Origin of the sequence: Thioalkalivibrio versutus, from assembly GCF_001020955.1 — a bacterium.
Taxonomy (GTDB): Bacteria; Pseudomonadota; Gammaproteobacteria; order Ectothiorhodospirales; family Ectothiorhodospiraceae; genus Thioalkalivibrio; species Thioalkalivibrio versutus.
In genome coordinates this window covers 948,239-974,154 of the sequence record NZ_CP011367.1, presented here as the reverse complement: position 1 = coordinate 974,154, position 25,916 = coordinate 948,239, and the positions used below count along the sequence as shown (strand labels likewise).

At 67.4% G+C, this 25,916-nt stretch carries 27 protein-coding genes; 15 read left to right on the top strand and 12 right to left on the bottom strand.

Annotation, left to right across the window (positions count from 1 at the left end):
- The first annotated feature begins 1 nt into the window (after position 1).
- From metG to TVD_RS04565, 12 genes are all read left to right on the top strand, one after another.
- On the top strand, positions 2 to 2,041 hold the full coding sequence (gene metG / locus TVD_RS04620; RefSeq protein WP_047250932.1) for a methionine--tRNA ligase: 2,040 nt from the start codon (positions 2 to 4) through the stop codon (positions 2,039 to 2,041).
- A 101-nt stretch (positions 2,042 to 2,142) separates the two neighbouring features.
- On the top strand, positions 2,143 to 2,763 hold the full coding sequence (mtnB, locus tag TVD_RS04615) for a methylthioribulose 1-phosphate dehydratase (protein ID WP_018938699.1): 621 nt from the start codon (positions 2,143 to 2,145) through the stop codon (positions 2,761 to 2,763).
- On the top strand, positions 2,763 to 3,470 hold the full coding sequence (locus TVD_RS04610; protein WP_047250931.1) for an HAD family hydrolase: 708 nt from the start codon (positions 2,763 to 2,765) through the stop codon (positions 3,468 to 3,470). The genes mtnB and TVD_RS04610 overlap by 1 nt, the downstream gene beginning before the upstream one ends.
- A gap of 165 nt (positions 3,471 to 3,635) precedes the next feature.
- Complete coding sequence (rsxA, locus tag TVD_RS04605; RefSeq protein ID WP_018146036.1) at positions 3,636 to 4,214, top strand: electron transport complex subunit RsxA; 579 nt, start codon at positions 3,636 to 3,638, stop codon at positions 4,212 to 4,214.
- The gene (rsxB, locus tag TVD_RS04600) at positions 4,211 to 4,795 is read left to right on the top strand and encodes an electron transport complex subunit RsxB (protein ID WP_018146037.1); all 585 of its coding nucleotides are present in this window, start codon (positions 4,211 to 4,213) and stop codon (positions 4,793 to 4,795) included. The genes rsxA and rsxB overlap by 4 nt, the downstream gene beginning before the upstream one ends.
- 32 nt (positions 4,796 to 4,827) lie before the next feature.
- The gene (gene rsxC / locus TVD_RS04595) at positions 4,828 to 6,498 is read left to right on the top strand and encodes an electron transport complex subunit RsxC (RefSeq protein WP_047250930.1); all 1,671 of its coding nucleotides are present in this window, start codon (positions 4,828 to 4,830) and stop codon (positions 6,496 to 6,498) included.
- Positions 6,498 to 7,559, top strand: a complete 1,062-nt coding sequence (gene rsxD, locus TVD_RS04590) for an electron transport complex subunit RsxD (protein ID WP_047250929.1) — start codon at positions 6,498 to 6,500, stop codon at positions 7,557 to 7,559. The genes rsxC and rsxD overlap by 1 nt, the downstream gene beginning before the upstream one ends.
- Complete coding sequence (gene rsxG / locus TVD_RS04585) at positions 7,552 to 8,247, top strand: electron transport complex subunit RsxG (RefSeq protein ID WP_047250928.1); 696 nt, start codon at positions 7,552 to 7,554, stop codon at positions 8,245 to 8,247. The genes rsxD and rsxG overlap by 8 nt, the downstream gene beginning before the upstream one ends.
- Positions 8,244 to 8,945 (top strand): electron transport complex subunit E, encoded by a 702-nt coding sequence (locus TVD_RS04580; RefSeq protein ID WP_018146041.1) that lies wholly within the window; start codon positions 8,244 to 8,246, stop codon positions 8,943 to 8,945. Before rsxG ends, TVD_RS04580 begins: the two co-directional genes overlap by 4 nt.
- 107 nt (positions 8,946 to 9,052) lie before the next feature.
- The gene (locus TVD_RS04575; RefSeq protein ID WP_018146042.1) at positions 9,053 to 9,490 is read left to right on the top strand and encodes a hypothetical protein; all 438 of its coding nucleotides are present in this window, start codon (positions 9,053 to 9,055) and stop codon (positions 9,488 to 9,490) included.
- A gap of 68 nt (positions 9,491 to 9,558) precedes the next feature.
- A complete protein-coding gene (gene nth / locus TVD_RS04570; RefSeq protein WP_018176360.1) occupies positions 9,559 to 10,206 on the top strand; it encodes an endonuclease III in 648 nt (215 codons plus the stop codon).
- A 29-nt stretch (positions 10,207 to 10,235) separates the two neighbouring features.
- Positions 10,236 to 10,661, top strand: a complete 426-nt coding sequence (locus TVD_RS04565) for a DUF1841 family protein (protein WP_018951214.1) — start codon at positions 10,236 to 10,238, stop codon at positions 10,659 to 10,661.
- Here TVD_RS04565 and TVD_RS04560 read toward each other — a convergent pair.
- The 3 genes from TVD_RS04560 to TVD_RS04550 are packed head-to-tail and all read right to left on the bottom strand — an operon-like array spanning position 10,639 to position 15,443.
- Positions 10,639 to 13,806 carry an efflux RND transporter permease subunit gene (locus TVD_RS04560; RefSeq protein ID WP_047250927.1) on the bottom strand — a complete coding sequence of 1,056 codons (3,168 nt, stop codon included), beginning with the start codon at positions 13,804 to 13,806 and terminating at the stop codon, positions 10,639 to 10,641. The genes TVD_RS04565 and TVD_RS04560 overlap by 23 nt on opposite strands.
- Complete coding sequence (locus tag TVD_RS04555) at positions 13,803 to 14,930, bottom strand: efflux RND transporter periplasmic adaptor subunit (RefSeq protein ID WP_047250926.1); 1,128 nt, start codon at positions 14,928 to 14,930, stop codon at positions 13,803 to 13,805. Before TVD_RS04555 ends, TVD_RS04560 begins: the two co-directional genes overlap by 4 nt.
- Positions 14,931 to 14,984: 54 nt before the next feature.
- On the bottom strand, positions 14,985 to 15,443 hold the full coding sequence (locus tag TVD_RS04550; protein ID WP_018176363.1) for a hypothetical protein: 459 nt from the start codon (positions 15,441 to 15,443) through the stop codon (positions 14,985 to 14,987).
- A 157-nt stretch (positions 15,444 to 15,600) separates the two neighbouring features.
- Here TVD_RS04550 and TVD_RS04545 point away from each other — a divergent pair, with 157 nt between their 5' ends.
- Entirely contained in the window at positions 15,601 to 16,032 is a 432-nt protein-coding gene (locus TVD_RS04545; RefSeq protein WP_018938690.1) for an SRPBCC family protein, read from the top strand.
- 19 nt (positions 16,033 to 16,051) lie between these two features.
- Here the strand turns inward: TVD_RS04545 and TVD_RS04540 are convergent, their stop codons facing one another.
- The 5 genes from TVD_RS04540 to TVD_RS04520 form a co-directional block, all read right to left on the bottom strand.
- Complete coding sequence (locus TVD_RS04540) at positions 16,052 to 17,419, bottom strand: YihY/virulence factor BrkB family protein (RefSeq protein WP_047250925.1); 1,368 nt, start codon at positions 17,417 to 17,419, stop codon at positions 16,052 to 16,054.
- A gap of 38 nt (positions 17,420 to 17,457) precedes the next feature.
- Positions 17,458 to 18,087 carry a YdbL family probable chaperone protein gene (locus tag TVD_RS04535; RefSeq protein ID WP_047250924.1) on the bottom strand — a complete coding sequence of 210 codons (630 nt, stop codon included), beginning with the start codon at positions 18,085 to 18,087 and terminating at the stop codon, positions 17,458 to 17,460.
- 88 nt (positions 18,088 to 18,175) lie between these two features.
- Entirely contained in the window at positions 18,176 to 20,254 is a 2,079-nt protein-coding gene (locus TVD_RS04530) for a hypothetical protein (RefSeq protein WP_047250923.1), read from the bottom strand.
- A complete protein-coding gene (locus TVD_RS04525; protein WP_047250922.1) occupies positions 20,254 to 21,054 on the bottom strand; it encodes a YdcF family protein in 801 nt (266 codons plus the stop codon). Before TVD_RS04525 ends, TVD_RS04530 begins: the two co-directional genes overlap by 1 nt.
- A 24-nt stretch (positions 21,055 to 21,078) precedes the next feature.
- Positions 21,079 to 21,561 (bottom strand): Crp/Fnr family transcriptional regulator, encoded by a 483-nt coding sequence (locus TVD_RS04520; RefSeq protein ID WP_018146053.1) that lies wholly within the window; start codon positions 21,559 to 21,561, stop codon positions 21,079 to 21,081.
- A gap of 105 nt (positions 21,562 to 21,666) precedes the next feature.
- Between TVD_RS04520 and TVD_RS04515 the strand changes: the two genes are divergently transcribed.
- Positions 21,667 to 22,125 (top strand): DUF6231 family protein, encoded by a 459-nt coding sequence (locus TVD_RS04515; RefSeq protein ID WP_018938685.1) that lies wholly within the window; start codon positions 21,667 to 21,669, stop codon positions 22,123 to 22,125.
- Between the two features lie 29 nt (positions 22,126 to 22,154).
- On the opposite strand, the gene TVD_RS04510 is transcribed toward TVD_RS04515, so the two are convergent.
- Positions 22,155 to 23,474 carry an MFS transporter gene (locus tag TVD_RS04510; RefSeq protein WP_018951205.1) on the bottom strand — a complete coding sequence of 440 codons (1,320 nt, stop codon included), beginning with the start codon at positions 23,472 to 23,474 and terminating at the stop codon, positions 22,155 to 22,157.
- Positions 23,471 to 24,169, bottom strand: coding sequence for an ArsR/SmtB family transcription factor (locus TVD_RS04505; RefSeq protein WP_047250921.1), 699 nt, complete (start codon positions 24,167 to 24,169; stop codon positions 23,471 to 23,473). The genes TVD_RS04510 and TVD_RS04505 overlap by 4 nt, the downstream gene beginning before the upstream one ends.
- A gap of 252 nt (positions 24,170 to 24,421) precedes the next feature.
- On the opposite strand from TVD_RS04505, the gene TVD_RS04500 reads away from it, so the two are divergent.
- The gene (locus TVD_RS04500; RefSeq protein WP_018146058.1) at positions 24,422 to 24,871 is read left to right on the top strand and encodes a hypothetical protein; all 450 of its coding nucleotides are present in this window, start codon (positions 24,422 to 24,424) and stop codon (positions 24,869 to 24,871) included.
- Positions 24,872 to 25,010: 139 nt separating this feature from the next.
- Here the strand turns inward: TVD_RS04500 and mnhG are convergent, their stop codons facing one another.
- Both mnhG and TVD_RS04490 read right to left on the bottom strand, forming a co-directional pair.
- Entirely contained in the window at positions 25,011 to 25,409 is a 399-nt protein-coding gene (gene mnhG / locus TVD_RS04495) for a monovalent cation/H(+) antiporter subunit G (RefSeq protein WP_018146059.1), read from the bottom strand.
- A complete protein-coding gene (locus TVD_RS04490; RefSeq protein ID WP_047250920.1) occupies positions 25,402 to 25,677 on the bottom strand; it encodes a cation:proton antiporter in 276 nt (91 codons plus the stop codon). Before TVD_RS04490 ends, mnhG begins: the two co-directional genes overlap by 8 nt.
- Between the last annotated feature and the right edge of the window lie 239 nt (positions 25,678 to 25,916).

Genomic DNA, 25,916 nt, shown 5'->3' with positions numbered 1-25,916 from the left:
AATGACCGATACCCCGCGCAAGATCCTCGTCACCAGCGCCCTGCCCTACGCCAACGGCCCGATCCACCTGGGCCACCTGGTGGAGTACATCCAGACCGATATCTGGGTGCGCTTCCAGCGTTCGCGCGGCCACGAGGTCATCTATGTCTGCGCGGACGACGCCCACGGCACGCCGATCATGCTCAAGGCGCGCGCCGAGGGCATCGAGCCGGAGGCACTGATCGCCCGCGTGCGCCAGGAGCACGAGGCCGACTTCGCCGACTTCCGCATCGGGTTCGACCACTACCACTCCACCCATTCGGACGAGAACCGCGAGCTGGCCGGGCAGATCTACACCGCGCTGCGCGATGCCGGACACATCGAGACCCGCACCATCGACCAGGCCTATGACCCCGAGGCCGGGATGTTCCTGCCCGATCGCTTCATCAAGGGCACCTGCCCCAAATGCGGCGCCGCGGAACAGTACGGCGATTCCTGCGAGGCCTGCGGCGCGACCTACAGCCCGCTGGACCTGAAGGACCCGGTCTCCGCGATCAGCGGTGCGCGCCCGGAGTCGCGCGCCTCCGAGCACTACTTCTTCAAGCTCGGCGACTTCGAGGCCTTCCTGCGCGAATGGACCCGCTCCGGACGCCTGCAGGACGCGATCCGCAACAAACTGGACGAGTGGTTCGACACCGGTCTCAGTGACTGGGACATCTCCCGCGACAAACCCTACTTCGGCTTCGAGATCCCCGATGCGCCGGGCAAGTACTTCTACGTCTGGCTCGACGCCCCGATCGGCTACATGGCGAGCTTTCGCGCCTACGCCGCGCAACAGGGCCTGGACTTCGACGCCTGGTGGGGGGCGGACTCCGACGCCGAGCTGTATCACTTCATCGGCAAGGACATCGCCTACTTCCACACCCTGTTCTGGCCGGCCATGCTGCACGGTGCGGGCTATCGCACCCCCTCGGCGGTGTTCTGCCACGGCTTCCTGACCGTCAATGGTCAGAAGATGTCCAAGTCGCGCGGGACCTTCATCCGCGCCCGCGATTACCTGGACCACCTGAACCCGGAGTCCCTGCGCTACTACCTGGCCGCCAAGCTAGGCGACAGCGTCGACGACCTGGACCTGAATTTCGAAGACTTCGTACAGCGCGTGAACTCGGACCTGGTCGGCAAGGTGGTCAACATCGCCAGCCGGTGCGCCGGCTTCATCAACAAGCGCTCCAACGGCGAACTGGCCGCGGAACTCCCGCGCCCGGACCTGCACGAGGCCTTCGTTGCCGAGGGCGAGGCGATTGCCGAGGCGTTCGAGAAGCGCGAATTCGCCCAGGCGATGCGCCGCATCATGGCCCTGGCCGACCAGGCCAACCAGTACATCGACGAGGCCCAACCCTGGGTCCTGGCGAAGCAGGAGGGCCGCGAGGCAGAGGTCCAGGCGATCAACACCCAGGGGCTGGACCTGTTCCGGATCCTGATCGTCTATCTCGCCCCGGTGCTGCCGAAACTGGCCGCCGATGCCGCCGAGTTCCTGAATCTGGACGACACCCGCTGGGCCAGCCGCGAGCCGCTGGTCGGACGCAGCATCCAGAAGTTCAAGCCGCTGATGACCCGCATCGAAGCGGAGACCATCGACAAGCTGCTGGAGGCGTCGAAGGCCACCCTGGCCGCGACCGAGGCATCCAGCGCCACCGACAACGCCGCCCCGGAGGCGACCGTGGACCCGATCGCCGCGACCATCGACTTCGACACCTTCGCCCAGGTGGATCTGCGCATCGCGCGCATCGCCAACGCCGAACACGTCGAGGGCGCGGACAAGCTGCTGAAGCTGACCCTGGACATCGGCGACGAGACGCGCCAGGTATTCGCCGGCATCAAGTCCGCCTACGCGCCGGAGGACTTGATCGGTCAGCATACCGTGATGGTCGCCAACCTGGCCCCGCGCAAGATGCGCTTCGGCGTCTCCGAGGGCATGGTGCTGGCCGCCGGCCCGGGCGGCTCGGAGCTGTACATCCTGAATCCGGATGACGGCGCCCGGCCCGGCATGCGCGTCAAGTAGTGCTCGCCCCCGGCGGCGCGATTTACGCAGAACACCCGCGGCCCATGGATTTGCGCCCGTTGCTCGCGTAAGCTGCCGCTCTTTTCTCGGTCCCCGGACGCATGGAACAAAGCCCCGAATTCAAAGCACAGGTCCGCCTGCTGGCCGACGCCGGACGCGAACTCGCGGAACGCGGCTGGCTCCCCGCGCGCACCGGGCACTTCTCCGCGCGCCTGGATGATCAGCACATTGTCATTACCGCTCCCGGGCGCGGCAAGGATCTGCTGGATGCGCACGACTTCATGGTCGTCGATCTGGAAGGCCACCTGATCTCCGGCAGCGGAGACCCCGGGCCCGAGACCTTCCTGCACATCATCATGTACCGCCACGACCCCAAGCTGGGGGCCGTGCTGCACACGCACAGCGTCCACGGCACGGTGCTTTCGCGCCAGGTCGCCGGGACGCTGCTGCTGCGCGACTACGAGGCCCTGCGCGAACTCCCCGGTTGCGAACACCCCTCGCGCGGCCTCCAGATCCCGGTGTTTGCCAATCACCCGGACATGCAGCAGCTGGCCGCCCAGGTCGACGCCGCCATGACGCGCAATCCGGAGCTCGCCGGGTATCTGATCAACGGGCACGGCCTCTACACCTGGGGTCAGACCGTAGAACTGGCGATGCAGCGAACCGAAGCCTTCGAGTTCATGTTCGAATGCGAGACGCTGGCCCGCCAGCTCGTCGTGTAATGGCCACCTCTGCCGCGCATTCGGCGCCTCAGGCCATCATCCTGGCCTTCGAAGGGATCCTTGCCCCATCCGGCGTGCTGCGCGAGACGCTGGAGCCACATGCCCAAGAGGCGCTGCCCGGCTTCCTCGAGCGTCACGCGGAGTCCACCGCGGTACAGCGCACCCTGGCGGATATCCTCGCCTACTCCGGGCGCGAGCTGGACGCGGATGGCCTGCTCGCCCAGATCCGCGCCTGGATTCGCGGCGGCCAGGACATTACCCCGGTGCGCCAACTGCAGGGCATGGTCTGGGCGGACGCGCTGGAGGCCGGCGCGCTGCAGCCGCAACTGGACGCGGCCACAGCCGAAGCCCTGGTGCGCCTGCACGCGGCCGGCGTCGCCCTCTACAGTTTCGGCGCAACCCCGGCCCCGGTGCAGCGCGACTGGCTGCGCCACAGCCCGCACCCGGAAGTGGAAGAGTGCCTGGACGGGCTGTTCGATACCCGGATCGGGGGCCGGCGGGATGCCGGCAGTTACCGCCGTCTGGCGGAAGAGATCGGCCGCACGCCCGAGACGGTGCTGGTCCTGTCCGCGCGTGGCGACGAGCTCGATTGCGCGCACCAGGCCTGGCTAATGACCGCCCGGCCCGAGGCCGACCCGAATGCGCAGGACGCGCATCCGGTACGGTCCTTAACCTCGCTCATGCCCGCGGGCGCGCAGGGCAGCTAGTCTCTTACTCAGGACCGCTGACAAGAAGGCTGTCCGCCGCACACCTGGAAGCCGCCCAAAGACGGGGTCACTCCGCAGAAAGCGGGTACCCACGAAGCCCTCGGGGTTGAGTACGCTGTACCACTCCCGGATACTGTATTGTTGACCTGACGACTCGGATTTAACGTGGAATACGTCCTGATACTCATCAGTACGATCCTCGTGAACAACTTCGTACTGGTGAAGTTTCTGGGCCTGTGCCCGTTCATGGGGGTCTCACGCAAGGTCGAGACGGCCACCGGCATGGGCCTGGCCACGACCTTCGTGCTGACGTTGTCCGCGGTCAGCTCCTACGTGATCAACGAGTACCTGCTGCTCCCGCTCGGGCTGGAGTACCTGCGCACCATCGCCTTCATCCTGGTGATCGCCGCCGTGGTGCAGTTCACCGAGCTGGTGGTGCGCAAGACCTCGCCCCTGCTGTACAACGTGCTGGGCATCTTCCTGCCTCTGATCACCACCAATTGCGCGGTGCTGGGCGTCGCCCTGCTGAACGTCCAGGAAGCGCACAACTTCGTCGAGTCGGCCCTGTACGGCTTCGGCGCCGCGGTCGGTTTCTCGCTGGTCCTGATCCTGTTCTCCGCCATCCGTGAGCGGATCGCGGTGGCCGACGTGCCGGTGATGTTCCGCGGCAGCGCGATCGCCATGATTACCGCCGGGCTGATGTCGCTGGGGTTCATGGGCTTTTCCGGGCTGGTACGGCTGTGAGCGTGCTGTACGCCATCCTCGCGATCGGCGGCCTGGCCGCCGTATTCGGGGTGATTCTGGGCTTCGCCGCGCAGCGCTTTCGCGTGGAGGCGGATCCAGTCGTCGATCAGATCGATGCCCTGCTGCCGCAAACCCAGTGCGGCCAGTGCTCGTATCCCGGCTGCCGCCCGTACGCCGAGGCCATCGCCGCGGGCGAAGCGGACATCAACCGCTGTCCGCCCGGCGGCCAGGCGACCGTGCGTGCCCTCGCGGACCTGCTCGACCGCGAGCCCACACCGCTGGAGGAAGAAGAGCAGGAGAAGGCCGTCGCCATCATCGACGAGAACATCTGCATCGGCTGCACCCTGTGCATCCAGGCCTGCCCGGTGGACGCGATCCTCGGGGCTGCCAAGCAGATGCACACCGTGATCGAGGAAGAATGCACCGGCTGCGAGCTGTGCATCGAGCCCTGCCCGGTGGACTGCATCACCATGGTCCCGGTCGGCACCGACATCACCGAATGGCGCTGGTCGGAGCCGAACCCTTCGCCGATCGAACGGCCCATCCACGTCATCGCGGACGGTTCGCGGCAGTCCGGCTGAGCCGGATGCCCGCGAACCGTTAGAATACGCTTATGCAGCTGCATCGCTTCCATGGGGGCCTGAAACTGGCCGAAGAGACCGACGCCAGCACCCGCGACCCGGTGCTGGTGATGGGCGTGCCGTCCCGGCTGATCGTCCCCCTGGGCCAGCATATCGGCGAGGCGGCGGAGCCCTGCGTAGCGGTCGGGGACCGTGTGACCAAGGGCCAGCGGATTGGCCAGTCCAAGGGCTATATCGCAGCCCACGTGCATGCCCCCACCTCCGGCGAGGTGGTGGAGATCGCCGACCACGCGGTACCCCACCCTTCGGGCCTCAGCGCCCCCTGCATAACCATCCAAAGCGATGGCCGCGACGACTGGGGCGAAACCCGCATGGAGCCCTGGCTGGACTGGGACACCCGCGACCCGCGCAAGCTGCGCCAACGCATTCGCGATGCCGGGATCGTCGGACTGGGCGGGGCCGCCTTTCCTACCGCGGTCAAGCTCAATCCGCGCGCCGGCCAGCGCATCCACACGCTGATCGTGAACGGGGCCGAGTGCGAACCCTACATCAGCGCCGACGACTCGCTGCTGCGCAGCGCCCCCGAGGCGGTATTCGAGGGCATCCGCATCGTCGCCCACCTGCTGGGTGTGGAGCGCGTACTGTTCGCGGTGGAAGACAACATGCCGGAGGCCATGCGGGCACTGACCGAGACCCTCCCCGGCGAACTGCGCGAACGGGTCCAGTTGGTCTCGGTGCCATCCATCTATCCCACCGGCGGCGAGCGCCAGCTGATCAAGGTCCTCACCGGCCAGGAGGTCCCCAGCGGCGGCCTGCCGGCGGATATCGGGATGATCTGCAACAACCCGGGCACCTTCAAGGCGGTCTGCGATGCGGTGATTCAGGGTCGCCCGCTGCTGTCACGCATCGTCACCGTCACCGGGCCGGGCGTGCAGCATCCGCGCAATGTCGAGGCCCTGCTGGGGACCCCGTTCGCCGATGTGATCGCCGCCGCCGGTGGCTATGCCGAGGGCGTGGACCGCCTGGTGATGGGCGGCCCGATGATGGGCTTCGCGGTCCATGACGACGCCATCCCGGTGATCAAGGGGACCAACTGCCTGCTGGCGACCCGCCCGCAGGACACGCCCGCACCCGGCCCGCTGATGCCCTGCATCCGCTGCGGCGAGTGCGCGGCCGTCTGCCCGGCGCAACTGCTGCCGCAGCAGCTGTACTGGCAGGCCAGGGCCAAGGACTTCGACGCGACCCAGGACTACGGCCTGTTCGACTGCATCGAATGTGGCTGCTGCGCGCATGTCTGCCCCAGCAACATCCCGCTGGTGCAGTACTACCGCTATGCCAAGAACGAGATCTGGGCGCGCGAGAAGGAGCGCCAGAAGTCGGATATCGCGCGCGAACGCTACGAGTTTCGCCAGGAACGCATCGAGCGCGAGGAACGCGAAAAGGCCGAACGCATGGCCAAGAAGAAGGCCGCGCTCAAGAAGAAAGACAGCAGCGCCGACGGCGACAGTAACGAAAACAGTGACAAACAGGCCGCCATTCAGGCCGCGCTCGAGCGCGCCCGAGCGCGCAAGGCCGCCAAGGCCGGGGACGCCGTCGAGGGCGCGGCGACCGAGCAAGCGGACAAGGCGGCCGCCACCCCCGAGACGCACACCGAACCCGCCCAATCCGGCGAACGCGATTCCACGGACACGGGCGACCGCTGATGCGCTTTCGCACCGAATCCTCGCCGCACATGATCCCGGCCCACTCGGTGGGCGGGGTCATGCAGCAGGTCCTGATGGCGCTGGTGCCCGGCACCCTCGCCATGGCCTGGTTCTTCGGCTGGGGCGTACTGGTCAATGTGGTCCTGGCGGTGCTGTTCGCGGTGGCCTTCGAGGCCGCGATCGTCGCCGCCCGCAAGCGCCCGGTGATGGCCACGCTGGGCGACAACTCGGCGATCGTCACCGGCTGGCTGTTCGCGCTGGCGGTACCGCCGCTCACACCCGTCTGGGTCACCCTGATCGGCATCGCCTTCGCCATCATCGTCGCCAAGCACCTGTATGGCGGGCTGGGCTACAACCCGTTCAACCCGGCGATGGTCGGCTACGTGGTGGTACTGGTCTCGTTCCCGCGCGAAATGGCCCTCTGGCCGGCCCCGGACACCCTGTCCGAGATGTCGCTGGGCCTCGGGCAGACGCTGCAGACGGTCCTCACCGGCAGCCTCCCGGCCGCCATGGACTGGGATGCCATCACCCGCGCCACACCGCTGGATGCGATGCGCGAGGGCCTGGGCGCCGGGCGCACGGTCAACGAGGTCACCACCAGCCCGCTGTTCGGCACCTTCAGCGAAACCAGCTGGGAGTGGATCGGCAATTTCTTCCTGCTCGGCGGGCTGTACCTGTTGTTCCGGCGGATCATCCACTGGCACATCCCCGCGGCGGTGATCCTGGGCGTGGCGATCCCGGCCGGCTTCTTCTGGATGCTGGACCCGGACTCCTTCGCCTCGCCGGCCTTCCATGTATTCAGCGGCGCGGTGATCATTGGCGCCTTCTTCATTGCCACCGACCCGGTGTCCGCCTCCACCACTCCGCTGGGGCGCATCCTCTACGGGGCCGGCATCGGCGTGCTGATCTTCGTCATCCGCACCTGGGGCGGCTACCCGGATGCGGTCGCCTTCGCCGTACTGTTGATGAACATGGTCGCCCCGACCCTGGACCACCTGACGCGCCCGCGCATCTTCGGGCGCGAGCGCCGCGGACCGCCACCGGGGGACGGCCATGGGTAACCTGAAGCCACGGGACATCCTGCTGGCGACCGCCCTGCTCGCTGGGTTTGCCGCCGCCGGGGCCGGCATCGTCGCCCTGGTACAGGACTCCACCGAGGCGCGCATTGCGGAGAACCGCATGGCGGTCAATCGCAACCGCATCGCGGAGCTGACCGGGGAACTCGACTACCACAACGACCCGGTCCACGACACCATCGATCTGAACCACGATCTGCTGGGTGGAGGTCCCCTGCCGGTTTGGTTCGCCCGCGATGCCGAGGACGAGGTGGTCGGTATCGTCTTCTCCGCGATCGCCCCGGACGGCTACAGTGGCAATATCCACCTGCTGATCGGCGTCGACCGCGACGGCGAACTCCAGGGCGTGCGGGTCTCCGCGCACCGCGAGACTCCGGGCCTGGGCGATGCCATCGAGGCCGAGCGCTCCGACTGGATCCGCGGCTTTGACGGGCGCTCGCTGGGCAACCCACCGGCCGAGGGCTGGCACGTGCGCAAGGACGGCGGGGTCTTCGACCAGTTCACCGGGGCCACCATTACCCCGCGTGCGGTGGTTCGCGCCGTCTATCGCACGCTGGAATACTTCGACCATCACCGTGACGAATTGCTGGCGACCCGGCCCGAGGAAACCGGCTCCGTCACGGAACCGCTCCCGACCAGCGAGACCAACGGGGACGACGAGGCAAGCCGATGAACCCGACCCTGACCGACATCATTCGCGACGGCCTGTGGCACAACAACCCCGGGCTGGTGCAGCTGCTGGGACTGTGTCCGCTGCTGGCGATCTCCGGCACCATGGTCAACGCGATTGGCCTCGGCATCGCGACCACCCTGACCCTGCTGTTGTCGAACGTGCTGGTCTCGCTGATCCGTGACCATGCGCGCCCGGAGATCCGCATCCCGGTGTACGTGCTGATCATTGCCTCCATCGTCACCGCGATCGAACTGGCGATGAACGCCTGGTTTCACGGGCTGTACCTGATCCTCGGCATCTTCATCCCGCTGATCGTGACCAACTGCGCCATCATCGGCCGCGCCGAGGCCTTCGCCTCGCGCAACTCGGTCCCGCGCGCCGCGCTGGACGGGCTGATGATGGGACTGGGCTTCACCGGCGTGCTGATTGCCCTGGGTGCCCTGCGCGAGGTCCTCGGCCAGGGCACGCTAATGGCCAACGCCCACCTGCTGTTCGGCGACTGGGGCCACGGCATGACCCTGCAGCTCTACCCGTCCGAGCACGGCTTCCTGCTGGCCCTGCTGCCCCCCGGCGCCTTCATGGCCATGGGCCTGCTGATCGCCGCCAAGAACTGGATCGACAGCCAGTTTGAAGCGGAACCGAGCCCCACCGGCGACGAGACCGCGACCGCAACCGAGGCGAGCCCCGACAACGCCTGATCGGCTCCGGCCTTGATTCCTGGCTGTCAGCCGGTAAACTTCCGGCGCCACGAATCCGTTCTACCGGGGCCACCGCCCCGGACATTCAAACGTCCCAGGAGATTGGCATGGCTGGACACTTCCCGTTTGCTGGCAAGCGCGGCACGCGCTACGGCCTCGCCCCGCGCGGCACGATCGCCGCCTTTTTCGAGAACCACGGGTTCAACGACGAGCTCCAGGAGAAGTACTACAAGTGGTGGTACGACTTCGCCAAGGACTTTGTCGAGAAGGACAGCGACCTGTCCTACACCATGATCCGCAAGTTCGACAGCTACCCGATGGGCACCCATGCCCACCATGCGTTCCACTTGAACGACAAGTACTGGCCGAGCTGCCTGGACGAGCTGGGTTCGTTCATCCGTGACGTCATCTTCCCGAAGATGGACGAAAAGGCGATGCACGACATCGAAGAGAAGCACGCCAAGCTGATCAAGGACCTGGAGAAGGAAGCCGAGTCCAACCCGCGCGACGCCGCGCCGGATGTCGGCCTCTTCCGCCACGTCTGAGCAACGTCACTACGCGAGTTGCCGGCCCCGCGAAGCGGGGCCGGTTTGTTTGGAGCCCCCCCGCATCCATGAATGCCGCGAAGCGTGAAGCCATCTTCGAGCGCCTGAAGGCGGCGAACCCCGAGCCGACCACCGAGCTCGACTACGCCACCCCGTTTGAACTGCTGATCGCGGTCATCCTGTCGGCCCAGGCCACGGATGTCGGCGTCAACAAGGCCACGCGCCGCCTCTACCCGGTCGCCAACACGCCCGAGGCGATCCTCGAGCTGGGCCTCGACGGCCTCAAGGAACACATCAAGACCATCGGCCTGTACAACGCCAAGGCCGAGAATGTAATGAAGACCTGCCGCATGCTGGTCGAGCGCCACGGCGGCGAGGTCCCCCGTGACCGCGAGTCGCTGGAGGCCCTGCCCGGCGTCGGGCGCAAGACCGCGAACGTCATCCTCAACACGGCCTTCGGCGTCCCCACCATCGCGGTGGACACCCACATCTTCCGGGTCGCCAACCGCATCGGCCTGGCCCCCGGAAAGACCGTGCTGGAGGTGGAGAAGCGCCTGATGCGCCTGACTCCGAAGGCCTACTTGCAGGACGCCCACCACTGGCTGATCCTGCACGGGCGCTACGTCTGCAAGGCGCGCAAGCCGGAGTGCTGGCGCTGCCCGATCGCGGACCTGTGCGAATACAAGGCAAAGACACCGCCCCCGGTCGGCGCCTGAACGAACCTACCCTCTTCAAGGAACCTCCCATGTACGGCAACCGCGACCAGATCCGCACCCAGTTCGTCGACGCCTGGCAGAAGGCCCAGGCCGGCGAGGCCCTGTCCGATCTGGAACAGCAACTGGTGGACGTGATCTCGGACCACCCCGAGTACCACGACTATCTGAAGGACCGCGAGACCGCGCTGACCGGCGAATTCCCGCCGGAGCTCGGCACCTCCAACCCGTTCCTGCACATGGCGATGCACCTGAGCCTGCGCGACCAGGCGCGCACCGACCGCCCAGCCGGGACCCGCCAGTTGCACCAGGGGCTGTGCGCCCGCTTTGGCGTCATGGATGCCGAGCACCGGATGATGGAGTGCCTGGGCCAGGTCCTGTGGGAAGCCCAGCGCAGCAACGCCGCGCCGGACGAGAGTGCCTACCTCGAGTGCGTCAAGCGCCTGGCGAGCCGCTGACCGCGGAACCCGACCCGCCCACCGATACCGGCCGTCGGTCCAGACCCCAGCGGTCCAGCAATACCAGCATGGCGGGCGTAAACAGCAGGGTCAGCGGAGTCGCAAACAACAGCCCTCCGGCGATGGCCGTCGCCAGCTGGACCCAGAACCCGGTGACCGGCGCACCCACGTAGAAGTCCCGGCCGGCAAAGTCCACCGTCCACGCCAGCACCATCGGCAACAGGCCGAGGATGGTCGTGATCGCGGTCAACAGCACCGGCCGCATCCGCTGCGCGGCCGCGCGCAGGGCCGCCTCCATCGCATCCAGCCCAAGCCTGCGCTGCTCGTTGTAGGTATCGATCAGCACGATGTTGTTGTTCACCACGATCCCCGCCAGCGCCAGCACGCCGATCCCGCTCATCACGATACCGAAGGGCTCCCCGCGCAGAAGCAACGCCAGCAGCACCCCGGCGGTGGAAAACACGATCCCCGAGAGCACCAGAAAGGCCTGGGAGAAGCGATTGAACTGGGTCACCATCATCGCGAGCATCAGGAACAGCGACAGCCCGAACGCCCCCAGCAGGAAGTTCGTGGCCTCGGCCTGCTCCTCGGCCTGACCGCGAAAGCGCAGCTGCACCTCGGCGTCCAGCTCCAGGTCGGCCATCCGGCCTTCGAGCGCACGCTGGCGCTCGTCTACCAGATAGCCGGGGCCCGCATCCGCCTCCAGGGTGTACGCACGCTGGCCATCGCGGCGCTTGATCAGGCCGGTCGCCGGCACCGGCACCAGCTCGGCGAAATGGGCCAGCGGCACCAGCCCGGTGGCCCCCGGCAGGTTCAGGCCCGCCAGCTGCTGAAGATGGCGCTGCGCGGCCGGCAAGCGCAAGCGGATATCAACCTCCTCGTCGCTGTAGTCCGGACGGTAGGTTCCCAGCAAGATCCCGCTGGTGACCAATTGCACGCCCTCGCCCAGCAACGGGACATCAACCCCAAAGCGAGCCGCCTGTTCACGGTCAAAGCGCACCTCCAGCTCCACCCCGGGCAGGGGCAGGTCGTCGGTCACGTCCACGAACCCGCCGAGGGCGTCCATTTCGGCGCGCAGCTGCCGGATCACGGGTGCGATCCGCTCGGGGTCGGCGCTGGCGGCTTCGAGCACGATCGGACGACCCTCGCTCGGTCCACGTTCCTGGGCGCGGAACTGCAGGCGAATCCCCGGCAGGTCCGCGGTCCGCCGGCGCAGGTCTTCGATGATTGACTCCGCCGGTGGCCGCTGCCGCCAGCCAATCAGTTCCAGCTGGATCACCCCGATCACGTCCTCGGCATAGTCGCCCTGCAGACGGCCCAGCTGGGTCCCAATGGTGCGCGCGTAGACGTGGCGGATCTCGGGTACGCCGTGCAGAGTGCCCTCCACCTGGCGGACCAGGGCATCCGCCTCCCATACCGAGAGATCGCCGCGTGCCTGCACCTGGACCTGCACGAAGTCAGGCTCGACCTGCGGGAAGAACTCCACACCCCGGCCCTGCGTGGCATACAGCGCGTAGGCCACCACGACCACCGCGACCGTCCCCGCCAGCGTCCAGCCGGGATGCCGCACCAGGGATTGCAGCAGGTGGATATAGGCCCGCGTAATCCCCTGCAGTTCGTCGTAGCGTCCCTCCTCTGCCGCGCGCACGTAGCGCGTCTGCGCGGCGTTGATCGGCCGGCTCTGCCCGATCACCGCACCCAGCGCCGGGATAAAGACCAGTGCCATCGCCAGCGAGGCGATCAGGGTCACGATCACGGTGGCCGGCAGGTAGACGATGAACTCGCCGACCATGCCGGGCCACAGCAGCATGGGCGCGAACACCGCCAGCGTGGTCCCAATGGCCGTTGTGATGGGCCAGGCCATGCGCTGGGCGGCCGCGCGGAATGCATCCGCCCGTGCCATGCCCTCGGCCACATAGCGATCCGCCAGCTCCACGACCACCACGGCACCGTCTACCAGCATACCCACGACCAGGATCAGGCCGAACAGCACCACCACGTTCAGTGTGAAACCCATCAGGTAGATCACCAGGATGCCGCCGAGGAAGGCCCCGGGAATCGCCATGCCCACCAGCAGCGCCGCCCGCGCCCCCATCATCGCCAGGATCACCAGCGCCACGATCAGCATCGCGGTGATCACGCTGTTCTCCAGGTCCCCCAGCAGGTCACCTACATCCCGCGCCATGTCCTGCAGATAGGTCACCTCCACGGCTTCCGGCCAGTCGGCGCGGGCAGCCTCGATGGTCGCGCGGGCGGCCGCGACCACCTCGAGGACATTGGCCTCCGACGCTTTGCGGATTTCCAGGGACACCGAAGGCTGACCATCGATGCGGGTGAAGCCCTCGGGGTCGCGGTAGGTCTGACGTACCTCCGCGACATCGCGCACCCGCACCACCGCATCGCCCTCCACGCGGATCGCGGTGTCCAGCACGTCGTCGACATCATCAATGGTGCCCGGCACGCGCAGCGGAATACGCCCGGCCCCGGTGTCCAGCGCGCCGGCCGCCACCAGCCGGTTGTTGCGCTCGATCGCGCGAGTCAGTTCGCTGAAGGACAGTTCATACGTCTCCAGCACCAGCGGATCGACCAGGACCTCCATCTGCTCCTCGCGATCCCCGCCGACATCCGCCTCCAGCACCCCGGGGATCGCCTCGACCCGGTCGCGCAGCTCGCGCGCCAGGCGCACCAGCGCCCGCTCGTCCAGCGGCCCGGAGAGATTCAGCGTCAGCACCGGAAACAGCGACAGATCGACCTCGGAGACGCTCGGCTCCTCCGCACCCACCGGCAGCTCGGGGCGCACCTGGTCGACCTCCTCGCGCAGGTCCGACAGCGCCTGACGATTGTCCCAGCCCGGCTCGAAGTCCAGACGCACCAGGGCAAAACCCTCGCCCGCCCAGGACTGCATCTCGTCCACCCCGGGCAGTGCCTGCAGCTCGCGCTCCAGCGGCCGCAGCATCAAGCGCTCGGCGTCTTCCGGGCTGACCCCGGGATACGGCACCGAGACAAAGAAGATCGGGACATCGATCTCCGGTGCCGCCTCCTTGGGCACGATGTGGTAGGCGGTCGCCCCCAGCACCAGGATCAACAGAAGAAAAAGCAGTACCGTCCGGGCATGTGCCACCGCCCAGGCGATCAGGGACCTCACGGCGCCGCCCCGTCCACCGATTCCGGCACCGCCGCCCCGGGGTCCACCTGCGCCGCTTGCGGGCGCACCCGCTCGCCATCGGTCACGAAACCGTGGCCGATGGTGATCACCCGTGCCGTTTCGGGCAGGCCGGTCACCCAGACGCCATCGGCCGCGGCCCGGATCACCTCTACGGCGTGGAACACCACCCGATCCGCCGCGTCGACCGTCTTCACGCCCACACGCCCGGCGTCATCCAGCCCCATCCAGGCCGGGGACAGCTTGTGCGCCTGCAGCACAGCGGTCGGGATCTCGACGCCGGCACTGATACCCGACGGCAGGGCCTCGTCCGGGTTCGGCACGGCGATCTCGACGCGAAAGGTCTGCGTGCCCGATTCGGCCACGCGCGAAACGAACCGCACCTCGCCCTCGGCACGCCGTCGATCAAGGAAACGGATCCGCGCCGGCTGGCCCGGCTCGACCCGCCCGATCTGGTGCTGGGGGACATGCACCACCGCCAGGAGCGGGTCGTTGTCGACCACCTCCGCCACCGGGTCGCCGCGACTGACGAAGTCGCCGCGATCCGCCAGGCGCTGATTCACGATCCCCGCGACGGGTGCGACGATCCGCGTGTTGCGGATATCCAGCTCGACTGCCTCGAGCTCGGCCCGTGCGGCCTCGCGCTCTGCCTCGCGGGCCTCCAGCTGGGTACGCGAGACATGCCCCTGGTCGTGCAGGCGCTGGGCCGCCTCGTATTCGCTCTCCGCCCCGCGCAACCGGGCAATCGCCTGGCGCCGCCGCGCCTCGCGATCATCCATGCGCAGGTTCGCGAGTTCATCCCCCACATCCACCCGCGCCCCACGGGCCACAGCCCATTCGGCGACCTGGCCGGCGGTCTCCGCGCGAACCATCACGCGCAGGTCCGGTTCCACCCGCCCCTGCAGCACCAGCAAACGCTCTACCGGCTCCGCCGTGAGCGCCGTTACCGCCACCGCCATGGGCTGGGGATCGCTTGCCCGCGGCGCCTCCTCCGTCTCGCGCCCGAGCATCCCGGAGACGATCCAGACCACCACGAGGATCAGAATGCCCAGGGCGATGAACAACCGGGACTGGGCGCGCAGGCGATGCCAGACAGACCCGCTCACGCTACGCTTCCAGCCGCGCCCGGACGAACCGCACCAGCAACCCGGCCCCCGGTCTCACTGTGCACCACCGAACAGCCGCTGCCACCAGCGCCGGCGACTGCCGGTGGGGGGCACCGCGACCTCGAGATCCACCGGCGGCACCCGCGACACGACCCAGCCCGGCAGGACCCGGAGCCCGGAGGAGCCGCAGCTGGAGCCGAGGTTGTTGGGATCGAAGATCTTCACGAACTCCGGATGCTCGCGGTCGTCGACGTACACGATTCCGCAGTAATCCTCGTCGTGATCACGCCGCAAGAGGGCGTCGATCTCGTCGACGAAACGCCGGAAGGTCTCCTCCGGCACCGGCTGATCCGGGACGTCGTCGCCCACCGCATAGACGTACCATCCGGCGTCCGCGCGCTCGCGCAGACGCTCCCACAGTTGGTCCAGCTGCTCCCAGTAGAGGATGCCGGTGGAACCGGCCTCGAATCGTTGCAGGAAGTCGAGTTCGGGACATTGTTGCGCGGTGGACATCAAGGGCATCCGGGGGTCGCCAGCGTAAGCAAACATCGTAGGCCCCCACCCCGGATGCGACAAGCCTGTGGAAACGGATCCGACCCACGCTTGCGTGGAACCCCGAACCCGCGCCAGGCTCTTAGTCCAAAGAGCCGCCAGCGAAGACGAATCCGCCATGCGAACGATCAGCCACTCAACCTCCCTGCGCGCCGAGCCGGATCGGGTCTTCGAGCTCCTGAGCCACGTCCCCAATTTCGTGGACCTGTGCGACCACGTGGAACATATCGAACGGCTGGGCGATGACTGCTACCGCTGGACCATTCGCGCCGCCGGCATGCGCATGGGCTTCGACGTCGAAGTCTGCAGCGCCATCGCCCCCGAACACTTCGCCTGGCGCTCCATCCGCGGGATTCACAATCGCGGCAGTTACCGGCTGACCCCTGATGGCGAGGGCCATACGCGGGTGGACTTCGAACTGGAGTACAAGCTGAATCCGATCCTGGATGCCGCCGTGCGACGCGTCGCCCAGTCGCTGGTGGAGCGCGTATCGGGGCAGCTGATGGACCGCGCCCAGCAGCGCCTGGACGCCCAGGCGCCACGCGCCTGACGGCCCTGCAGGCCAGCCGTCAGGCGGTTTCCACCGCCCCGGAATCGCCGACAGCCTCGTTCAATAGATCGCGCAGGGTGCGTCCATCCAGACGCTCCCGTCGCGCCACATCGACGTCCTTCAGGGTCCGCTCCACCGCCGCACTGCCACGCAAGCGGCGGATCGCGCGGTCGTCGGTGTCCGCGCGCAGGGCCTCCAGGATCTCGTCCACACGGATGGCGTCGAGATCCCGCGCCGGGACCAGCTGCTGCCCGTCCTCGCCCGCCTTCAGCAACAGCCCGGCCTCCTCCAGCCGGCGCGCGGAGCCTCCCAGGGCATTGCCCGGGACGGCCAGCGCCGCGGCGACCTCGTCCAGCGTCGGCGCCGGATGCCCGTCATGGAAGCGCTGTCCGACCTGCTGCATCAGGTGCAGGCCCATGCGCTCGCGCCCCGCGCCGGACAAGCGCAGGCGGATACCGCGCACGTTCATGTATTCCGGATGCTGCACGAAGAAGGCGACGTTCGCCCCGATCAGCAGGATCAGCCAGGCGAGATAGAGCCAGATCAGCAGCATGATCATGATCGCGAAGCTGGAGTAGATCGCCGCATAGCGGGTCGAACCCGCCACCATGTTGGCGAACACCCAGCCAACGCTCTGCCACAGCAACCCGGCCACCACGGCCCCGAGCAGCGCCGGGATCACCTTCACCCGGGTGTTCGGCACAAACACATAGATAAAGGCAAAGGCGGCGATGATCAGGAGATAGGGCACCAGCCGCGAGATCTCGGTGATCAGCATGCCGACGGGCCCGATCCCGGCGACCGTCTGCATCGCCGCCGACGACATCACGGTGGCGGTTACCCCCAGGGCGGAGACCACCAGTACCGGGCCGATCAGGATCACCGACAGGTAGTTGGAGAAGCGCTGGGCCAGGCTGCGGCTGTTCTCCACCCGCCAGATGGCGTTGAAGGCCAGCTCGATCTTCTGCACCAGCGCGATGACCGTGTAGACCAGGAACAGCAGACCCACGAACCCGAGCACGCCCACGCGCATGTTGTCGACAAACTCGAGCACGTTGTGGGCGATCTCCACCCCCTGCTCGCCCAGCGGCTCGAGCACGCCCAGCAAGAATGGTTCCACCGCGTTGTGGGCACCAAAGGCCTTGAGCACCGAGAATGACAGCGCCAGCAGCGGCACCATCGACAACAGGGTGGTGAACACCAGACTCATCGCGCGCAGCGTCAGCTGCCCCTCGGAGACCTCGCGCACCAGCGCGAAGACACCGCGTACCATCCCGAGCGGAACGGCCTTCCAGCGCGGCAACGCCGAAAGATCCGTGTCATTGACCAGCTCGGTCAACTGGCGGCGCCGGGCATCCAGGCGCTCGGCCCAGGCTATGCCGGCCACGCATCACTCCCGTGGATGGGGGGTTCCCTCACGCGCCGTTACTTCTGCTGCCACTGGCCGTTGCCGTCCTGGTACCAGTAACCCGAGGGGGCCTCTTCCACCCAGACGCGGGCAAAGGTCTCGCGGATCTGGCGTTCCCAGTCCGGACGGTCATTGGCCCGGGCGATCTCGCGGTAGAGCGAATCCCGATCCGAGTTCTCCTCGCTGACCAGTCGCTGCACGGTGCTGCGATCGCGCAGCGGAACCTCGGAGAGATCGCGGATCACCACATCCGCGTTGTTACCGAAACCGATCGCACCGCTGCGGAAATGCGGTGCCAGCTGCGGCCCCCGCTCGCGCAGCGAGGCCCGGATGCGGTTAATGGCCGGGGTCTCGATCTGCAGGTCCGGGCTCTGCGCGGCGGCCGGGCTCACCAGGCGTTCCAGCACCCACACGAGCACCGGCGCGGCGCTCGTCGTGCCCGTGTGGCGCGGCTCCGACGGCGACAGCTGCACACCGGACTCGGACTCCGGTGCCGGCTCGGCCTCGGGCACCTGCAGCGCATCCCGCACGATGGCGCGCGCCGCCTCCTCCGCCGCTGCGGTGGGGAAGTAGATATTGATGGTCACGCAGCCCGCGAGCAGCGCGAACATCAGAGCCAATCCCGGAACACTCCACAAAGCCTTCATGCCTGTCATCCCTTGTTCGGGCGGGTAAACCCCGCATCTGCCCAATCTACACCATCATCCTGAACCGCAACCAAACACCGCGACTGACTCATTGCACGACCGGCCCCTCGCCGCCCTGAATCGTCGCCAGGCGGTCGATCAGTTCCGGCCAGTCCACCCGGCGGTTGTAGCCGATCACCTCGATCTGCGGCAGGCCACCGCCCTGTACCAGCACGAACCCGCCGTCCGGGCGATCTGCCACCCCGGAGGCCGTGCACACGTCCCCGCGCAGTTCGCAGCGAAAGCCCAGGCGGCGATAGCTGAAGTTCTCGAAAACGCGCAGGAAGATCGACGAAGCCGCCGCCTGCAGGCCGCCACCCAGCTCGGTGATGTTCTCCACCGCCCGCTGGCTGATGCGCCGCCGTCCCGGATCGTCCATTGGCGTCATCAACTCCAGGTCCATGTGCACCGGCGACCAGTCCACCATCACCAGGTCGTTCACGTGCCCCGACAGCCGTCCCTGGATCCGGCCGATATCGAAGGCCCGCGTGACCAGTTCCAGGTCCAGGCGCTGGATCTGCGTGGACAGCCCGAGCTCCGGTGCGTACCCGAACAGATCGTGAATATAGACATCGCGCAGCACCACCTCGCCATCGAACACCTGGACCAGCAGCCGCCCATCCACGTTCAGATCACCGTCCTCCAGGCGCACCCGCGGGATCATCCCGGCCACCTGACCGGAGAAGCGAGGCCAGCCTAACACCCCGGTCAGCGACTCCAGACTGATCGCCCGAATCCCCCCCTGGAACTGCACGTCCGGCCCGGTCTCGGTCTGCTGCACGCTGAAGGCCCTGACCCGCAGGCCCCCATCGAGGATCGGGATCTCGGTCGCCTCCAGCAATTCCAGCCCCTGTGGCCGCGCACGCACCCGGGCGGAAAACCCGTCGAACGGCAGGCCGTACAGATGGGCCGCATCAAAGCCGATGCGGCCGGGGCCACCCGGCACGGTGGCGGACCAGTCCAGCTCGCCCTGCGCACCGCTCACACCAAAACGCCCACGCCGGTCCTGAGCCTCGACCCCGGACCATTCGAGCCGGGCGTAGTGCGGCTCGGAGGCTTGCACCTCGACCTCGCCGGTCATACGCCCTGCGGCATCCAGTTCGCCCAGGGCTGTCCCCACCAGCCACGGCGACAGCACGGTCTCGTAGATCACGCCAAGTGCCCCGACCTCACCCCGGAACTGGCCATCCAGACCACGTTCGGGCGCGAAGGCGAGGCCCTGTCCCTGCAGCGAGGCCGCCTCGCCATAATCCAGTGACAGCGACCCCGCTCGCACCGCTCGGCTCTCGCCGTCCACCACCACCCCGCGGGCGTCCAGGGTCAGCGGACCCTCGGCATCCAGATCGACAAACCAGGGATCGACGAACACCACACCCGCTGTCAGTGCCAGATCAACATCCCAGCCGTCGGCATCGCCCGCGAGGCGCAGCCAACCGTCCAGTTCTTCCCCCGCCTGCAGGCCCAGATCGTCGCTGAATGCGAGATCATGCACCGTCAGGGTGACCTCGGAACGCCCGCGTTCACGCCAGTGCAGCGCGAGATCCGCCGTGCCCTGCCCCAGATGCACGGGCAAATCCATTGGCAGGCGCGCCGAACCGGCCAGGGCCGCCAGGTTGATCCCCGCGAAATCGGCCCGCACATCCCAGCCGCGGGCGGGATCCAGCCGCACCTGGAAATCGCCCTGCGCCCCGAACCAGCCGGGCCACGCACCCGCCAGCGCAAGCGCGCCCGTCTCGCGCCCCCAATACAGGCCTACCGGGGCACCCCGCAGGTGCAGATCCCCGGCATCGCCCCAGAGTCGCGCCGTATCGCAGCGGACCTCGGCACGACTTACCTGCAGATCACTGCATTCCACACGCAGGTCTTGCAGGGCCCCGATGGGCTCGGGGAGTTCGACGCGATCCGCGCGGATCGCCAGGGACAGGCCTTCGCGCGTCCATTGCACACGGGTGCGCAGGCCATGCGCGTCAAGATCGTCGCGCAACAGAGATTCGATCCGCAGATCCAGCTGGATGCCGCCATCGAACTCCGCCTCCGCATCCGCGGCCACGGCCACACCCGCCAGCAGAAAGAGCACCAGCCCGGCCGCCGCGCCATACAAGCCCGGTGCACGGCGCAGCGCGAGCATCAGGCCGGGTCGCCCCGCTCCGGCAGACGGTCGCGTAGCGGCCGCGCCAGGCGGGCCAGCCATTCGCGCATCGCGAAGCGCGACGTCTCCAAGGCCTCGAGGGTCGGCAGGAAGTCCTCGACCCGCCGGGGATCGCTCGTGGGGCCGCGAAAGCCAGTCGGTGCCGGGTCGGCCGCCAGCCCGGCACGTTCGAAGCAGGCCAGGGCACGCGGCATGTGCAGGGCCTGGCTCACCACCAGCACCCGTTGCACGTCGCTTTGCTGCAGGCGCTGGCGGGTGTGCGTGGCGTTTTCGCAGGTGTTGCGCGAGGTGCTCTCCAGCCAGCGCACCGGCACCCCCAGATCGGTTTGCAGGGTGGCCGCCATCAACTCGGCCTCGGAGCGCCGCCCGGGCAACGCGCCCGGACGCCCGCCCGAGACCAGCAGCGGCAGCCCGGTATCGCGGTGCAGCCGGGCGGCATGGCGCAGACGCTCGTGGGTCTGGGGATTCAGGGCATCGCGGCCGCCGTCCTCGCCGCGTCCGGGCCAGCGTCCGCCGCCCAGCACCACGATGGCATCGGCCCGCCCCACCGCCACCACGGCATCGCGCAGATCGCGCAGATCGCGCTCGATGGCGTGCGCCAGCGGCTGGGCAACAACATTCAGGCTTGGCAGCACCAGCGCCAGCAGACCGATCGCCAATAACGGCCGCCCCCCGCGCCAGTCGGCGCGCCAGAAGGCGACCCCGACCAGGGTCAGCGCGATCCCCAGCCCCGGGGGCAGCAGCAGGTATTCGATCGCCGTCTGCAGGGACGCGAGCACGACGCTCTCCGCCTGCGCCCCGCTTTACTTCTTGCCCGGGGAGTAGAGGTAGTGCGCGTAGGTGGCCACGTCCTCGGAAACCCGGCGGATCAGGTGATCCAGGCTGATGATGGCGAACTCCAGCAGGTTCACCGCGATGTACGGCTGTTCGACGCGCAGGCGGTCATACATGGAGCGCGACAGGCGCAGCAGGCGGGTATTGTCGCTCAGGGCGCGCATACGCACGCCGCGCGGCACGCGGTCGAAGAACGACATGGACCCGGCCAGCTCGCCGGTCTGCATGCGCCCGACCTCGATCTCCTGGTTGCCGTCGTCGTGGTACAGCGCGGCGGTCCCGCTGACCACGAAGAACAACGACTCCCCGACCTCGCCGATATCGGCGATCACCTGCTTGTGATGGGTTTCCAGCACCTCCAGGTATTCGAGAAGGATCTCGACCTCGGCCGGCGTCAGCGACGCCGAGATCGGGTGTTTGGAGAGGAATTCGGTCAGCAGTTCCTTGGACATGGAGAGGCTTCCTTCTGACGGGTCCGCAGTAGAAGTGGGAGTACATTAGAGTATAACGAACACGACCCCGGGACGGGGTGACGAAGACCAACGGGGAGGTACCGCTTGATCGACATCGATGCCCTGCGCCGCCACCTGCCGCGGCGCCTGCGCGACGGCAGGGCCGTCCTGCTTGTAGCCGACTCGAATAGCCAGGAAAGCCCTCCGGGCGTGGAGCAGGAGAGCGTCGCGGCATTTCTCGAGCACCCGCCCGGGCCGCGCGTGCCGCTGGTCCTGCTGCCGGATACGCTGAGCGCACTGGACGTCACGACGGGCCAGCAACTCCTGGGCGGGCTGCGCGACCGCTGGGCCGACGAGGTGCTGATCCTGCATCGGCGGGACGACGAACGCTGGGGCCTGAACGATTTCCTCGCCCTCGGTTTCCGCCACGACCCGGAGGCCGAGGCGGCCGCGCCGGATCACACGGTCTATCGCACCAGTCTGTACGACTACAAGCTCACCCCCGACTGGCTGAACGCCCGTTTCTGGGCCAACCCGGAGATGTGGGACAAGCGCCGCTGGTAGCGGCGCCCGGCGGACGAGCCGCCATACGCCTAATCGTCGTCGGGGTTCAGGCGCGGATGCGTCTCCTCGCCCCACCACCAGACCACGGCGCCGGAGGCAAACATCGCGATCACCACGAACCAGAAGCCCCAGACCACCGACCCGCCAATATGGGCCACGATGCCCAACCCGAAGGCCCCCACTCCGTAGCCAAGATCCCGCCAGAAGCGGTAGGTCCCGATCGCCGAACCGCGCCAGTTCGGGTGCGCGATATCCGCCACTGCCGCGCTCAGGTTGGGATACAGCAGCGCCATGCCGAGACCGGTCACCGCCGCCGCGAACGACCACCACAGCACGCCCTCGCCCAGCAGCGTCAGGGCCACCCCGCCGCCGCAGATCCACATGCCCCAGATAATCGGCTGCCGGCGGCCAATATGGTCCGACAGGCGGCCGGTGAGGAACTGCGATCCGCCCCAGACAAACCCGTAGATCCCGACCACCCAGCCGATCGCCGCGAGACTGAGCCCCTGCTGATAGAGGAACACCGGATAGAACACCCACACCAGCGCATCCACGAACTTCTCGACCAGCCCCGCCTGACTGAACGCGGCCATGCGCCGGTCGCGCCAGGACATCAGCGTGAACACCTCCCAGGTGCTGGGCGTATCGGAGATATTCTTCGAATACCGCGGGATGGGCCCAGTGGACTGCCCCGCGGCATGCCGCGCACCCTCGGCCTTCGCCCAGTCCAGGGTCTCGCGCACAAACAGCGCCGTCAGCACGATCGCCAGCGCGATGACCACCAGGCCAAAAATCAACAGCCCCATGCGCGGACCGAACGCTGCAGCCATGTAGCCCGTCACGATCCCCGCCACCGCGACCCCGACATAGCCGGAGAACTCGTTCATCCCCATGGTGAAACCGCGTTCATCGGCACGGGTGATGTCCATCTTGGCCGTCTGGGTCATCGACCAGGCCAGGCCCTGGTTCACGCCCAGCAGCACTGTCGCGGCCACGATCCAGCTCCAGGACGGCGCGTAGAGAATCATGAACGGGATCGGGATCGCCGCCACCCAGCCCAGCATCAGGACGGTCTTGCGGCCAAGCCGTTCGGACAGGCGACCGGCAACAAAATTGAGCGCCCCCTTCACCACGCCAAAGGCGACCACGAACGCGGTCAGCAGCATGAACGAGCCCTCGGCCACCCCGAACTCGCTCTCCGCCAGGGCCGGCACGACCGTGCGCATCATCCCGATCGTCAGGCCGACGAAGAAAACCTGGATCAGCTGCTGACCGAACTGCCCGAGGTTCTCCCGGATCCCGTGCGTCAGGTGGGCATAGGCCTCCGCGGCCTTGTGATGGTCCGTCATGTGGCGTTCTCCTTGTCCTCGTTGCTCACAGTTGCCAATGGCAGACCGTGATAGCGCCATTCGGCGACGCCATCCTCGAAGCGGGTCGCCTGGAACCCGTGCGCGGCCAGGATCTCTACAGCCTCGCTGGCCATCAGGCAGTAGGGACCGCGGCAATAAGCCACCACCGGTCGGTCGCTCGGCAGCTCGCCGAGCCGATTGCGCAGCTCGCTGATCGGGATGGATCGGGCATACGGCAGATGGGCGTTCGCGTATTCCATGCCGGGACGCACATCGAGAACGATGAGATCGCCCCGACGCGCCTGTTCCAGCAGTTCGGGGCCCGCCATCGGGGCCAGCTCGCCAGGGCCTTCGGCCATTTCTCGGGTCGCGGCCTGCAATTCGAGCAGGCGCTCCTCCGCCAGGGTGCGCAGCATTACCCAGAAATCGGCGACATGCTGATCCACCAGCCGGTAGAACATATGGCGCCCTTCGCGCCGGGACTCGACCAGCCGCGCCTGGCGCAGCTCCTTCAGGTGGGCACTGGTCAGCTTCACGCTGAGCTCTGCATCCGCAGCCAGCTGGTCGACGCTCTTTTCGCCCTGCACCAGCACCTCGATCAGTTCCAGGCGCTTCGGGCTGGCCGCGGCGCGCGCGATGCGGGCCACCTGTTCGTACAGGAGATCCTTGAGTTCACGTCCGGACACGGCGTTCATTCCAATATTCATTGGAATGAACGATAGATGCTCCGGGGATCGCACGCAAGTCCGGTGATCACCCGCATCTGGCTGCGGAAGAACCCTCCCGCCGCCAGGGGCGCTCTGGATCGGGCCCTCCGGTTTCTGGGTGATTTTGGGGTCTCGCCTATTCCTGAGTAGTTTACTCGGGAACTTCAATTAGAAGTTGCTTACTAACTTAACGAGCAACCCGTGCCTTCGGGCACACTTCCCCTGCAACAGGAGAACGTCATGAGCCAACTGATCAACAACTTCCCGGCCGACGGTGTCGTCACCATCAACCGCGTGATCCTCAAGCCGGAATACACCATCGACGATCTGCAGGAACGTGTCGCCGTCCTGTGCGAGAACGTAAAGACCTATCACTCGGATACCGGCTTCGTCGGCGGCTTTGTCGCGCTGAACTCCGGCTCCGTCTCCAATGAAGGCTCCACCATCGGCCAGGCGGTCGAGAGCCCCATGAAGGACAAGGAAGCCCTCATCATCACCTTCTGGAATAGCTTCGACGAACACGAAGCGTCGCACCAGAGCGAGACCTTCCAGCCTCTGTTCCAGCAGGTACTGGAACTGTGCGAGAACGGAAACGAGGAGATCGCCTACGAGATGCTCTGGTCCGGCGCAGCCTACGATCCGGAACAGGCGAGGGCCGCCCGCGAGGCGAAGGAAACCCACGCGGCCTGAGGGCCGCTATTCAGGCACGATCGTCTCTCCGACGACTGTACCCATGGCCGGGGCCTTGCGCCCCGGCTTTTTCGTGTCTGGCGCGCCGTCATGTCCCCTCCCCGGATGATCGGCCATCCGCGCGCGAGCGCCGGCGGGCTCACGCGCGCGGGACGTCGTCGTCCTGCTTCGCGTCCTGCATCTCCGGGGGCGAGGCCAGGGTGTGATTCTTCTCGTCGTAGCGGCCCTTCAGCTCGTCGGTCTTGCTGTGCTCCCACAGCGGCACCCCGACAAAGTAGCCGGCGCGCCCGATCGCGTGCGCGGCCACCGGTGCGGTGAGCAGCAGGAAGCCAATCACCGCCACCGCTCGGGTGGTGACCCCGCCATCACCAAAATAGACCGCCACGCCGACCATCATCAGACCCGCCCCCAGCACACCGGCCTTGGTGGTGGCATGCAGGCGCATCGGCAGGTCGGGCATGCGCACCAGACCCAGCGCCGCGACCACCATGAACGCGGCCCCGACGACCAGGAACAACCCCGTCAAGAACTCAGTCATCGTCCCGGTGCCCCCCTTTCTCCAGGTAACGGGCAAAGCCCACTGCGGCCAGGAACGCGGTCAGCGCCAGCACCATGGCCACGTCGATGAACGGGGTGCGGCCACTGGAGATCACGTAGACCGCGATGAAACCGATGGTCAGCGACGCAATCAGCTCCAGTGCCACCACACGATCCGGCAGCGTCGGCCCCAGGTACAGCCGCCAGAACCCCAGCACCAGGGCCAGGCTCAGCAATGCGTTGGCAACGATAATGGCGATATCGAACATCGGACCTCCCCGCGCCTAGTGGGCCATGCGGTTAATAAGGTAACGCTCAGCCGTCGCACAAGCGTTGTGGGCAAGGCGCGCAAGCGCAGGACTGGCCTTCGCCCATTCAAGCGAGCGGAACGCGGACCACGGCGCTTGTGCGACGGCCCTTCGGGAGCCACTGTGCTGGCGCGACTCGGTGTTGCGTTTCTTGGCAAGGACGCTGCCATTCCCTGCGAAACCCGCCTTGATTCGCGCCA

Excerpts from the sequence above, each read along its gene's own strand:
- metG (WP_047250932.1), top strand. The coding sequence starts at position 2 with ATGACCGATACCCCGCGCAAGATCCTCGTCACCAGCGCCCTGCCCTAC.
- mtnB (WP_018938699.1), top strand. The coding sequence starts at position 2,143 with ATGGAACAAAGCCCCGAATTCAAAGCACAGGTCCGCCTGCTGGCCGAC.
- TVD_RS04610 (WP_047250931.1), top strand. The coding sequence starts at position 2,763 with ATGGCCACCTCTGCCGCGCATTCGGCGCCTCAGGCCATCATCCTGGCC.
- rsxC (WP_047250930.1), top strand. The coding sequence starts at position 4,828 with ATGCAGCTGCATCGCTTCCATGGGGGCCTGAAACTGGCCGAAGAGACC.
- rsxD (WP_047250929.1), top strand. The coding sequence starts at position 6,498 with ATGCGCTTTCGCACCGAATCCTCGCCGCACATGATCCCGGCCCACTCG.
- rsxG (WP_047250928.1), top strand. The coding sequence starts at position 7,552 with ATGGGTAACCTGAAGCCACGGGACATCCTGCTGGCGACCGCCCTGCTC.
- TVD_RS04580 (WP_018146041.1), top strand. The coding sequence starts at position 8,244 with ATGAACCCGACCCTGACCGACATCATTCGCGACGGCCTGTGGCACAAC.
- TVD_RS04575 (WP_018146042.1), top strand. The coding sequence starts at position 9,053 with ATGGCTGGACACTTCCCGTTTGCTGGCAAGCGCGGCACGCGCTACGGC.
- nth (WP_018176360.1), top strand. The coding sequence starts at position 9,559 with ATGAATGCCGCGAAGCGTGAAGCCATCTTCGAGCGCCTGAAGGCGGCG.
- TVD_RS04565 (WP_018951214.1), top strand. The coding sequence starts at position 10,236 with ATGTACGGCAACCGCGACCAGATCCGCACCCAGTTCGTCGACGCCTGG.
- TVD_RS04550 (WP_018176363.1), bottom strand. The coding sequence starts at position 15,443 with ATGTCCACCGCGCAACAATGTCCCGAACTCGACTTCCTGCAACGATTC.
- TVD_RS04545 (WP_018938690.1), top strand. The coding sequence starts at position 15,601 with ATGCGAACGATCAGCCACTCAACCTCCCTGCGCGCCGAGCCGGATCGG.
- TVD_RS04535 (WP_047250924.1), bottom strand. The coding sequence starts at position 18,087 with ATGAAGGCTTTGTGGAGTGTTCCGGGATTGGCTCTGATGTTCGCGCTG.
- TVD_RS04530 (WP_047250923.1), bottom strand. The coding sequence starts at position 20,254 with ATGCTCGCGCTGCGCCGTGCACCGGGCTTGTATGGCGCGGCGGCCGGG.
- TVD_RS04520 (WP_018146053.1), bottom strand. The coding sequence starts at position 21,561 with ATGTCCAAGGAACTGCTGACCGAATTCCTCTCCAAACACCCGATCTCG.
- TVD_RS04510 (WP_018951205.1), bottom strand. The coding sequence starts at position 23,474 with ATGACGGACCATCACAAGGCCGCGGAGGCCTATGCCCACCTGACGCAC.
- TVD_RS04505 (WP_047250921.1), bottom strand. The coding sequence starts at position 24,169 with ATGAACGCCGTGTCCGGACGTGAACTCAAGGATCTCCTGTACGAACAG.
- TVD_RS04500 (WP_018146058.1), top strand. The coding sequence starts at position 24,422 with ATGAGCCAACTGATCAACAACTTCCCGGCCGACGGTGTCGTCACCATC.
- mnhG (WP_018146059.1), bottom strand. The coding sequence starts at position 25,409 with ATGACTGAGTTCTTGACGGGGTTGTTCCTGGTCGTCGGGGCCGCGTTC.
- TVD_RS04490 (WP_047250920.1), bottom strand. The coding sequence starts at position 25,677 with ATGTTCGATATCGCCATTATCGTTGCCAACGCATTGCTGAGCCTGGCC.